General features: G+C 67.8%; 5 protein-coding genes. All 5 read right to left on the reverse strand.

Going from position 1 to position 7,788, the window contains the following annotated elements; translation table 11 throughout:
- Positions 1-153: 153 nt before the first annotated feature.
- Positions 154-702: a hypothetical protein gene (locus ACFWPJ_RS18635; protein WP_378852932.1), complete on the reverse strand. Its 549-nt coding sequence runs from the start codon at positions 700-702 to the stop codon at positions 154-156.
- Between the two features lie 11 nt (positions 703-713).
- Positions 714-2,339 carry a peptidoglycan DD-metalloendopeptidase family protein gene (locus tag ACFWPJ_RS18640; RefSeq protein ID WP_378852934.1) on the reverse strand — a complete coding sequence of 542 codons (1,626 nt, stop codon included), beginning with the start codon at positions 2,337-2,339 and terminating at the stop codon, positions 714-716.
- Between the two features lie 80 nt (positions 2,340-2,419).
- Entirely contained in the window at positions 2,420-4,129 is a 1,710-nt protein-coding gene (locus ACFWPJ_RS18645) for a hypothetical protein (protein WP_378852936.1), read from the reverse strand.
- Complete coding sequence (locus tag ACFWPJ_RS18650; RefSeq protein ID WP_378852938.1) at positions 4,126-5,598, reverse strand: SCO6880 family protein; 1,473 nt, start codon at positions 5,596-5,598, stop codon at positions 4,126-4,128. The genes ACFWPJ_RS18645 and ACFWPJ_RS18650 overlap by 4 nt, the downstream gene beginning before the upstream one ends.
- Entirely contained in the window at positions 5,595-7,145 is a 1,551-nt protein-coding gene (locus ACFWPJ_RS18655) for a hypothetical protein (protein ID WP_378852939.1), read from the reverse strand. The genes ACFWPJ_RS18650 and ACFWPJ_RS18655 overlap by 4 nt, the downstream gene beginning before the upstream one ends.
- Between the last annotated feature and the right edge of the window lie 643 nt (positions 7,146-7,788).

The raw sequence follows: 7,788 nt of genomic DNA on the forward strand, positions 1-7,788 counted from the left end.
CGGGGGCCGGGTGTTATTGTTATAGGAGCCAGACAGGGCATCGGGGCGTGTTCGGGCGGCTTCCGGCGGCGGGGTCTTGACCGCGATCCGAGCCGCATCGGGAGAGGAATGGTTATCGGTGCGGGTCGGGGGGTTCGGGTGGTTTCGTGCATCTCAGATCCCTGGGTCGACGCGGTAGCTCGACATCCGCCACCCCGGCTCCGTCTCCGTCACCGTCACGGTGACGTGCAGGCGCTGAAAGCGGGTCTGGGAACCATCGCGGTGCAGCACCAGCTGGGTCACCACCGCTGCGACCGCCGCCTCAGCCACGTTGGTGGTTCGCGGCTGTTCGGCGTCGACCAGCGCGGTGACGATATCGCCACAGTCGCGCCACCCCGCCCATTCCGGCAGCGCCCGCTGCCCGGTCACGGGTGCGGTCTTCGCGGCAGCGGTGGCGAGCTCGCCAGTGAGCCAGGGCAGGGCGCGCGACAGGGCGGCGCCGGGACTGGCGTCGGTGCTCGGATGCCAGGAGAACATCGCGGCCAGCCCCATCCGGGCCGTGGTCGCCGCCTCTGCGGTGCCCGGTGTCGGGCCCTCGCTGAGCGATTCGGCGGGTGCCCGGGTGTCGGTCGCGGGTGGGTCGGTGGTGCAACCGGCAAGCGGTAGAGCGATGAGCACGACCGCTGCTGCGGTGGCGGCTGACCACGGGGAGAGTCGGTTCATCATGGGTGTCCTCAGCTCATCGAGGTCGACATCTGGGCGGCCTTCGCGAGGATGGACGCGACATAGGGCCGGGTCTGGATCTCGTAATCAGGTGAGCCGGTGGGGAATCCGCCCGACCTCAAGACCGCGCCTTCCCCGGCGTTATATCCGGCCAGCGTGAGGGTGGTCAGATCGCCCGACACGCGGCCTTCGGCGATCCAACCCTCGACTTTGGCGGCGATATCGCACATGTAGCGGGCTTGGCCGATGATCGCGTCACCGTCGTCCCACACGCTCGCGACACCGTTGCCGTCGGCGTCGATCACATACGGTTGACCGTCAGACGCCAGCGCTGTTGCGGTGCCGGGCAGGAACTGCGCCAACCCCTGCGCTCCGCTCGAAGAGGTCAGGCCACGGCGAAACCCGCTCTCCTGCTTTCCCTGAGCAGCCAGCAACGATGCACTGATCTGCGGGCAGACTGTGCCGCCCTGCCGGTACCACGGCTCCAGATCAGCCGGAACCGCACTGGGCGAGAGGTCCGATCCCCCCGCACTCGTCCCGCAGCCCGCTCCACCGGCCACCACGGGACTCGTGGCCGCTGACTCGATCGGTGTCCCGTCGGGATAGCCGCCGCCCACTGTGGTCACGTGGACGTGGTCCATGTGGTTGGCGGTGTCGCCACCACGGTCTTCCATCACGTTGGATTCACCGCTGGCCGCCCGGTAGGTCTGGCGCCAGATGATGTAGTCGACCCGCAGCGGCGCGGCGCTGGCGATGAGGTAGTCGGCGATCTGGTCCCCGAGGGCTTTGCCGTTGCCGGAGGCCGGGTTCGGGATCATGATGTCGATCGCTCGGCCGCTGGGATGATCAGGCAGCGGGTCCTCACGCTGCCCGTAGATGGTCTGCACCTGCGGGAATCGGACGGCGATGGTGCGGGCCACCCGGATCGTGTCCACCTGCAGCCCTGTCTCGGTACCAATGGAGGAAGGCAGTGCGGGCAGCTCTGTCCCCACCGCCCCGGCTCCGACTACGACGGACTCGGACCAGCCCGGCGTGGTCGACGGTGCTGCTGTCGTACCGGTCGAGGCTGTGCTGTCCTGCAGCCACGACATCGGGTCGATCGCGGTGCCGCCGCCGAAACGTCCTCCGCCGGTCCAGATTTCCAGATGTAGATGCGCTCCGTCGGGACCCGCAGGGACCGTTTGGCCGTTGTATCCGACGGCGGCGATCCGCTGTCCGATACCGACGGTGTCACCTTCACGAACCAGGACGTCGGCAGCGAACATGTGACCGTAGACCGAGGACACGACCGCACCGCCCATGTTGTGGTCGATCACCACCCAGAACCCGAATCCGCTGGCCGCACCAGCACGGACCACGACCCCGTCGGCGACGGCATAGATCGGTGTCATGGGTGCGGCAGCGAAGTCCTGGCCCTGATGCTGTTCGCCCCACCGCATTCCGAACCCAGAGGTCGGGGTGAAGGTCCCCGGCGCCAGGGGCATCGTCCTGGCACCGGGGGCAGACCGGGCCAGTGAACCTGACCCGGTCGTCGAGGCGCACGCGCTGTCGTCGAAACCCGCCACCAGAAACAGGAGAGTGAACAGCAGCATCACCACCGAGGCGACGGCGACACTGACGCGCGCGGTGCCGGTCAAGTTCTCGCCCCCGCGCATTCGGCGCCGGCAACGACCTCACCGTGGTGCGGAGGCCGGGATTCTGGTGCGCGCATCCCGGATCACCTGTCCGCCGTATTGGTGTCGAGGTTGTCGAAGCGGCGATTGGTGTTGTGTACATCCGACTCGCGCTCGGTCGGGGTGAACACCATCCGGAACGGAATCCCCGGCTCGTTCGCCTCACCGGTCTTGAGAAGGAAACACCCTGTCCCTGGCGGGGTTTCGCGACGTGAGGTGTCGAGGTCGTCGTCAGAGGGCGGCCGTGGCGCGGCCCAGGAGGTGACAAGGAGGCGTTCGGTGTCGGTCATGCCGGCGACCGCGCCGATCCGGGTAGCCTCGTCCGGCCCGACCGGACCGATGATCTTGGCCCTGGCTCGTTCGAAGAAGCCCAGCGCTTTGGCTTGTGCCGCGGGTGAGTCGAAGGCGGCGAGGTCCTTGATGGTGTGTGAACACATGATCAACCCGGTAGCCAAGGGCCGGTTGAGTCGGGTGAGGGCATCGACGCGGTCGACCATGAACTCCCCGACGCCCAGAACCCGCCAGATCTCGTCCATCACGACCTCGAACGTCCGCGCCGAAGCGAGCCCGGCATCGGAGAGGGCGTGGGCGGCAGCGACGGCACCGAATCCGCCGGACCAGCAGGTCATCAAGACCGCGGCCAGCAGTTTGGTGTCGCCTTCAGGAATGTGGGAGATGTCGACGCAGATCGCGGGACTGGCAAGATCGATCTGCGTGGTGGTGGGGCCGTTGAAGATCGCGCCGAAAGGCCCTTCGACCAGGGCACGCATCGACCGACGCAAGGTCTTCGTCGCGGCACGGTAGGAGATCTCGTCGTCTTCTTCGGCGAACGCGCGAAGGCGGTCGCCGCCTGCGGAGATCACCGCGAGCAGGTCCTCCAGCAGTGGCGGGTTCTCGTGTGTGAACCCGCCCTCAGGGCTGTAGAGCTCGCGCAGCCCCGCGGCCAAGAGGACTTCTTCGTAGTCGGCGACCCGTGCACCGCGCACGAGTTCGATCAGCCCGGCGACGATGTTGATCTGGCCGGCTTCGACCCGTGCGGCGACCTGGCGGCGCTGATCGGCATCGGGCAGCCGGGCGAGGATGGCCCCGAGCGCGCCGACGTCGAGGGGGTTGATGCAGCCGTGCCCGTAGCCGATGTCGACGGCCTGCCCACCGAGCCGCTCCACCAGGTCTCGGTATTCGCCTTTGGTGTCGCCCATGCACAGCACGGTCTCCCCCGCCGCCACAGCACCCGCCACGATGCGCCGGATCAGCGAGGACTTGCCGAATCCGTTGAGCGCCAGCACGAAAGCGATCGGCGCGGTGATGAACCCACGCAGGAACCACGACATAGGATCGAAATGCACCGGGGCACCGGTGATGTAGTGACTACCGACCGGAACCCCCACGGTCGGCGAGGTCGCACCTACACAGAACGGCCACAACCCGGCGACCTGCACGGTGGTCGCCCGCCACTCCGGTGTTCTCGGCACGACCGCTGCCCGGCCGCCGCCGGGGCCCGCGTAGCCGCGGTCGGTGAAGGTCGGCGTAGTCAGGTCGAACCCGTCACCAGCGGTGCCGTCGCGGCGTCGGGTCGCGGTCGCGCGGCGGTGGTCGTCGCTCGAGAGCAGCATCCGCGCCCGCCAGCCCACGATGCCGCCACGGGTGGCCATGGCCTCGACCTGGGCGCGGCGAGTGCTGGTGAGCACGCTGATGCCCTCGACCACTTCGGATTTCGGGTGCCGCGCCCGCCGCGGGTCATTGAACCCGTTCACATCGACACCCGCTTGGAGATCGAAGAATGTTCGGGCAGGATCAGTCCGATACCCAGCGACGCGGCGAATCCGGCGGCTTGGTAGCCGTAGCAGCGGCGCACCGTCAACCGCGATGCCGCCGCCATGCCCTTCACCGACGCCTCGATCCCGGGCAGATCAGCGTCGAGGTGATCGGTCACCGTCACCAACACCCCGAACCGCGTCAACCCGGCGCCACGGGCTTGTTCCTCTCGGGCGGCTTGGGTGTTGCCGACCCGGATCCGCGCGGAGGCCGAGGAGATCCCCCGCTCGGTCTGCTCGGCCGCGACCGCATCCCGGAAGTCGGAATCGACCAAGGAGGTCGCTTCGGCGGCCGAGTGCAGACGGTAGACGATCGCGACCCGCTTGCGCGGCACGTCCGGGCGGGGCCGCAGGAGTTCTTCGAGGACGGATTCCATCACCGCACCGCGCGGTGCGCCGTCCATTTCCCAGGTGATGGAGCGGGCGCCGTCGTGAACGTAGTGATCCCACCGATCCTGATGAGCCAGCGGGCCGACCGAGTCCCAGGACTGAGACTCGGTGATCTGCGCGCCGGCTGCCTCGACATCGCGTTGGGCGGCGAGGTCGTAGCGGCTGCGCACCAAGCCCAGCACTTCCCACGCGTGCACGGGCGTAGCGGGTAGGCCAGCACGGGCGAGCTGAGACAGCACTGATTGCAAGCGCTGCCCGATCTCGCGGGCTTGTTCGGCCTGATCGCGGCGGATGCGGCCCTTGCCGATCGCCCGGTAGGTGATCGCGATGCGGGCTTCGATCCGCACGCCGACTCCGCCGCTGTCTGCGGCGGCTTCCCGCATGACTGCTTTCGCGAAGTCGGGGGCATTCTCGCGGATGAGGCGAGTGACTTCGCGGGTCTGCTTCAGACGGGTTTCGACCGTGTTGTCCAGGACCGCGGTGACTGCGACGACTTCCCCACCGCGGCTTTGGGCAGCCAGAAACTGCCCGAACCCGTCTACCCACGTGTCAATCTGGGGTTGGTCGACGAGCTCTTTGCCGCGTGGGATCACCCGCACGATCACCGTGTAGTGATCGCTGCGCCGGATATGCAGCATCGCGAACCGCTTACCGCCCGGCGTTTCGTATTCGGTCAACCGCGAATCTGCCAGCAGCCCGGGCAGTTTCGCCACTCCGGGGAGTCGGGAGAATCGTCCGGAGCGGTAGGTGAGTTCACCCCGGGAGCGCGAGCGCGCGAATTGGACCCGCAGCAGCAGCAGTTCCCAGCCCGTGCGCCCGTTGCGAGTCACCGCTAGCGGAACGAACACCACCGCGGCGCCGAGCAGGATGGTCCCGGTGATCGCGAGGGATCGGGTGATCATGAACGAGACCATCACCGCGATGATCAACCCGAGTCCGAGCAGCGACACACCCCACGTCAATCCGAAGAATCCAGCCGAGCGGGGTTGTTCCCAACGCCCATACATTCGAGTGGTCATCGCCGGACCTCCCCCGGACCCAGCGCATCCGGGTCGATCTGCGACGAGGACGACTCCGGGACCGCGGTTTGCGCGGCAGAGCCGATGCTCTGCAACGAGCCGACAGTGAGCTGAGCGCCCAACATTGCCGCACCTGCAGGCCCGGCTCCCATCGCCCCGGTTGCCGCCGACCGACCCGACACGCCTGCACCTGCCGCCGAAGCCCCACCTGTTCCCGAACCACCCGCGACAGGACCCGCCACGACCTGCCCACCACTAGCTGCCGTAGGAGTCGCCCCGACAGCTGGTGATCCCGAACTCGCCGTCATCGACCGCGCTCCGCCGACACCACCAGAGCGGGAGGATGAGGAGGCGCCTTGGCTTGCCGGCCCGCTCGCCGGTCCGGTGTTTTCGGACTCGGACATCTTTCTGGCCTGAGGTCGACTTCCCACAGCCGACATCGCGATACCGGCGCCTGCACCGGCCAGGACTGATGCCGCTCCGCCTCCGCCGCCGAGTGTCGCGACTGCGGGTGCGATCAACCGGATCAGCGCGGGCAGCACTACCACGCTCATCACCATCAAGATCACCCCCAGCAGCACCATCGGGGGATCTGTTTGGTCGCTGCCGCCAGTCACGGTGAACGCGATCGCATAGACCAACGCCCCGACCGGCTTCCACAGCACGAATGCCAGCGACCAGGCCACCAGGCGCTTGTAAGCCTGCGAGCCCGGCCCGGTCCCGGAAGCCGCAGCGGCCATGGGAATCACCGCGACCACGACCACGAGCAGGGCTTGCCGGACCACGAGCATGACCATTTGCACGAGCAGGCTGATCACGCCCAGCACGCCGAGGACCAACAGGATTCCCGGACCGAGATTGGCCATGATCTTCGGATCAGCGATGCGGCTGACTGCGGTATCGAGGTCGTTGTTGGTTACGTCGAAGATGACCCAGGACGCGAACTCGTCACCGGCGGTGGTCGCGACGGTGATCAGAGCACCGAAGGTCAGCGCACCGAAGATCGCTCGCGCCAGCATCAAGAAGCTCTCCTGCGCTTCTCCTGCCACTGCACCGCGCTTGGCCAAGGCGAGGCGGGCGGCGGCGAACATGATTCCAGCGGTCAACAACACGACCTGCAGCCCGCTGGTGTACTCGCGGATCTGAGCAAGCACCGGGGCAGGCCGCCCCGAGACAGTCGACAACTCCGGGGACGGAAACGTCGTCCACCACGCCATTACGATCCGAAGCGCGACCACGAGGCTTTCGATGAGATCGGCGGCGAGGCCGTCGATAACCGAGTCACGCACCGCGCCCGCCGCGCCCACAGCCGCGCTCCCGAGTTGGCAGGCCTCCTTGATCCCGGGAACAGCGACGCAGGCTATATCGGGGATTTGGGCGTGAATGCCCCCGCCCGGCGCTACCAGTGCGGCGAGGACGCTGGTCATGACTGTCTCCAGTTGCCGAAGCCGGCTGTTGACGTGGTGGGTGTTGCTGGGCGCCAGAGAGTGTCGATGTCGTCCGGGACGCGGAGGCGCCAGTCGCCCTCGACCCACACCATCGGCCATGTCGCGATCGCGTAGCCGCTCGTCGAGCGGACCGCTAGCTGCACCACGGCCAGGTCGTCGCGGTAGCCAGGCTGGATGCGCACCCCTTCGGGAACGGTGACGTAGCGCGCCATCCCGGGTGCGCTGGTCCGAGATCGAGCGAACCCGTCGATCAGCGCGTCGCCGCCGCCGTAGAAGCGCTCGCGAATCACCTGCTGCCAGAGCGGGTCCGGTGCGGCGTAGGCCCGTCCGATCGCATCCATCGCCGCCAACGCCGCGCCCTGCGGAGTGCGCGCGAACCCTCCCGCTACACCGCCGTCTATCCGGGTCGGGCCATCGCTGCCCGAGACAGGCACGGCCGCCCCACCCCAGATCCGCTGCCACTGCAACCAGGCCGGTGCTGCGGTCAGGTAGTCCGGCCGGGCGGAGTCAATGCGGCCGTCGAGGGTCTGTGGCAGTGTCGAGCCGGCTTCGTCGGCGGGGACTTCGAGGCGGGTGCCGAACATGTCGACCGTCGGCGGCCTGGCTTGAGCCGACGTCGTCGACGGTGCGCTGACCGTGGTCGATTGAGTTTTGACGCGGGGAGGCTGTGGGCCGTCGGGCAGGTGGTCCTCGGCGAAGGTAAACAATAAAAACACCACCACCAACGGGGCGCATATATGTT

The sequence above is a fragment of the Nocardia sp. NPDC058497 genome, from assembly GCF_042720195.1.
In the GTDB taxonomy this organism is placed as follows: Bacteria; Actinomycetota; Actinomycetes; order Mycobacteriales; family Mycobacteriaceae; genus Nocardia.

Bases quoted from the DNA above. Each gene is read 5' to 3' on its own strand.
- ACFWPJ_RS18655 (WP_378852939.1), bottom strand. From the start codon at position 7,145: ATGGCCGATGGTGTGGGTCGAGGGCGACTGGCGCCTCCGCGTCCCGGA.
- ACFWPJ_RS18635 (WP_378852932.1), bottom strand. From the start codon at position 702: ATGAACCGACTCTCCCCGTGGTCAGCCGCCACCGCAGCAGCGGTCGTG.
- ACFWPJ_RS18650 (WP_378852938.1), bottom strand. From the start codon at position 5,598: ATGACCACTCGAATGTATGGGCGTTGGGAACAACCCCGCTCGGCTGGA.